Raw genomic sequence first — 2,222 nt, forward strand, 5'->3', positions numbered from 1 at the left:
CGCGCGGCGGGCGGCGCCGCTCCGGGTCCGGCGCGGGCGGGGCCGGATCCTCGGCGCGGGCGCGGGGGAGTCCCGCCCGTCCGCCGGGCCGGTCCGCCTCGTCCCCGTCACGTACAGCGTCCTGCGCCATGCCGCCCGTCACCGCCCTCCGCCCCGGCGGGGCGCCCGGTTCCCTTGTGCCCCTTCGGTTCCCCCGGCCGGGAGCTTTGATGCCGGTCGGGGGGCGCGAGGGCGTCCGGTTACTGTGGTGAGATGCGGATTCACGTCGTCGACCACCCCCTGGTGGCGCACAAGCTCACCACGCTGCGCGACAAGCGCACCGACTCGGCCACCTTCCGGCGCCTCGCCGACGAGCTGGTCACCCTGCTCGCCTACGAGGCGACGCGGGACGTGCGCACCGACCAGGTCGACCTGGACACCCCCGTGGCCAGGACCACCGGCGTGAAGCTCTCCTACCCGCGCCCGATGGTCGTGCCGATCCTGCGCGCCGGGCTCGGGATGCTCGACGGCATGGTGCGGCTGCTGCCCACCGCCGAGGTCGGTTTCCTCGGCATGGTCCGCAACGAGGAGACGCTCCAGGCGTCGACGTACGCGACCCGGATGCCCGAGGACCTCTCGGGGCGCCAGGTCTACGTACTGGACCCGATGCTCGCCACCGGCGGCACCCTGGTCGCCGCGATCAGGGAACTCATCAGGCGCGGCGCCGACGACGTGACGGCCGTCGTCCTCCTCGCGGCCCCCGAGGGCGTCGAGGTCATGGAACGCGAACTCGCCGGCACCCCGGTCACGGTCGTCACCGCCTCCGTCGACCAGCACCTCAACGAGGACGGCTACATCATCCCGGGCCTGGGCGACGCGGGCGACCGGATGTACGGGGCGGCCGAGTAGGCGCGAGCGCGCCCGCCCCGCGCCCGGGGCAGGACGGGGCTTGGGCGGCCGGGCACCGCCCGTCCGTCAGCGGCCCGGGCCCGTCGATCCGTACGGCCGTCCCGCCGGGGCGAGGGGGCGGCGCGGGCCCGAGGGCCCGGTCGGCCCGCCCCGGCCCGCCGTCCTCAGCACTTCGGCTTCGCCTGCGCGGCGGGACCGCGGCGCAGCGCGGCCAGCGACTTCTCGGCCACGGCCGGGGCGGTCAGCTTCGTGAAACCGTCGCCGATCACGAGGTCCAGCGCCGCGCCCTCGCGCGCGTCGGTCCGTGTCCCGGCCCCGGCGAACTGGGTGCCGAGGACCTTGAGCGAACCGTCGGCCGCGCTCTTCGGCCCGATCAGCAGGCCCGCCGTCTTCACCTTCTTGTCGTACGCGGCCGGCGCGTTGCCGACCTCGCCGATCGCGAAGCCCCGCTTCTTGAGCTCGTCGGCCGTCTCCTTGGCGAGGCCCGCGCGGGTCGTCGCGTTGAGGACGTTGACCTTGACCGTGCGCGGCGCGGGCAGCTTCGTGGCCCGCGCGGGCGCGGCGGAGGGGCGGGCGCAGTGCTTCGGCCCGGTCGCGGCCGTCGCGGTGCCGCCGCTGGAGAACACGTCGAAGAGCTGGAGCGAACCCCAGCCGAGCAGACCGAGGACGGCGGCCGAGGCGACGATCACCGCCACGAGCCTGCCGCGTCTGCGAGGGCGCCGCATGTGGGGGTACTTGTCCCCCGTGATGCGGTATTTACCGCCCATGCCGGGAGGTGTGAGCATGGTCATACACGCAGCGTAGTGCCGCGCGCGAGCCATGCCTACTTAATGATCATCCACTTGGGTGCAGTTCGTCCGGAGCGACCCGAACGGCCGAGCGAAACCTGCCCGGGGAGCGGGCTCGCCGGAGCCCTCGCGTGCGCTCAGTCCATCTCCAGGACGCGGGCGTGCAGCACCTGGCGCTGCTGGAGCGCGGCGCGGACCGCGCGGTGCAGGCCGTCCTCCAGGTAGAGGTCGCCCTGCCACTTCACGACGTGCGCGAAGAGGTCGCCGTAGAAGGTGGAGTCCTCGGCGAGGAGGGTCTCCAGGTCCAGCTGCCCCTTGGTGGTGACGAGCTGGTCGAGGCGGACCGGACGCGGTGCGACGTCCGCCCACTGCCGGGTGCTTTCCCGGCCGTGATCGGGGTACGGCCGGCCGTTTCCGATGCGCTTGAAGATCACACGGAAAGCCTACCGGGCCGCGTCCACCGGGCGCAGCCGAGCGGGCGGTTTACGGCCCACCGCGACCGGTTCCCACCACGTTTCGCGGACGTGTCCCCTACCGGCCGGGTTG

Annotated in this window: 3 protein-coding genes; 1 reads left to right on the forward strand and 2 read right to left on the reverse strand. The window is 74.0% G+C overall.

All coding sequences use genetic code 11. The annotated features are described in order from the left end of the window. Window positions 1–252: 252 nt before the first annotated feature. A complete protein-coding gene (upp, locus tag SSBG_RS15190) occupies window positions 253–888 on the forward strand; it encodes a uracil phosphoribosyltransferase (RefSeq protein WP_008746992.1) in 636 nt (211 codons plus the stop codon). A 164-nt stretch (window positions 889–1,052) separates the two neighbouring features. Here the strand turns inward: upp and SSBG_RS15195 are convergent, their stop codons facing one another. Together SSBG_RS15195 and SSBG_RS15200 are read right to left on the reverse strand one after the other, a co-directional pair. Then, window positions 1,053–1,655: a LytR C-terminal domain-containing protein gene (locus SSBG_RS15195; protein WP_037871491.1), complete on the reverse strand. Its 603-nt coding sequence runs from the start codon at window positions 1,653–1,655 to the stop codon at window positions 1,053–1,055. 158 nt (window positions 1,656–1,813) lie between these two features. Further along, complete coding sequence (locus SSBG_RS15200; RefSeq protein ID WP_006377352.1) at window positions 1,814–2,110, reverse strand: type II toxin-antitoxin system VapB family antitoxin; 297 nt, start codon at window positions 2,108–2,110, stop codon at window positions 1,814–1,816. Window positions 2,111–2,222: the final 112 nt, after the last annotated feature.

This window comes from Streptomyces sp. SPB074 (assembly GCF_000154905.1).
Classification (GTDB): Bacteria; Actinomycetota; Actinomycetes; order Streptomycetales; family Streptomycetaceae; genus Streptomyces.

Bases quoted from the DNA above. Each gene is read 5' to 3' on its own strand.
- upp (WP_008746992.1), top strand. From the start codon at position 253: ATGCGGATTCACGTCGTCGACCACCCCCTGGTGGCGCACAAGCTCACC.
- SSBG_RS15195 (WP_037871491.1), bottom strand. From the start codon at position 1,655: ATGGGCGGTAAATACCGCATCACGGGGGACAAGTACCCCCACATGCGG.